Source organism: Citrobacter amalonaticus (assembly GCF_018252635.1).
In the GTDB taxonomy this organism is placed as follows: Bacteria; Pseudomonadota; Gammaproteobacteria; order Enterobacterales; family Enterobacteriaceae; genus Citrobacter_A; species Citrobacter_A amalonaticus_E.
On the sequence record NZ_JAGTXM010000029.1, the window covers coordinates 1 to 535 of the forward strand.

The 535-nt window shown below is 48.0% G+C and carries 1 tRNA gene and 2 rRNA genes; all 3 read left to right on the top strand.

Features of this window, described 5'->3' with window-relative positions:
• Positions 1 to 99, top strand: a 16S ribosomal RNA gene (locus tag KE671_RS22585); the annotation flags it as partial.
• Between the two features lie 86 nt (positions 100 to 185).
• Positions 186 to 261, top strand: a tRNA-Glu gene (locus KE671_RS22590).
• A gap of 184 nt (positions 262 to 445) precedes the next feature.
• Positions 446 to 535: ribosomal RNA gene (locus tag KE671_RS22595) — 23S ribosomal RNA — on the top strand; the annotation flags it as partial.

Here is a 535-nt window from a genome sequence, read left to right on the forward strand (position 1 = left end):
TTAACCTTCGGGAGGGCGCTTACCACTTTGTGATTCATGACTGGGGTGAAGTCGTAACAAGGTAACCGTAGGGGAACCTGCGGTTGGATCACCTCCTTACCTTAAAGAACCTGCCTTTGTAGTGCTCACACAGATTGTCTGATGAAAAGTAAAAAGCAAGGCGTCTTGCCGAAGCAGACTTCAGTGTCCCCTTCGTCTAGAGGCCCAGGACACCGCCCTTTCACGGCGGTAACAGGGGTTCGAATCCCCTAGGGGACGCCACTTGCTGGTTCGTGAGTGAAAGTCACCTGCCTTAATATCTCAAAACTGACTTCAGAGTCATGTTTGAGATATTTGCTCTTTAAAAATCTGGATCAAGCTGAAAATTGAAACGACACATCTTTAATGGTGTGTTCGAGTCTCTCAAATTTTCGCAATCATGAAGTGAAACATCTTCGGGTTGTGAGGTTAAGCGACTAAGCGTACACGGTGGATGCCCTGGCAGTCAGAGGCGATGAAGGACGTGCTAATCTGCGAAAAGCGTCGGTAAGGTGAT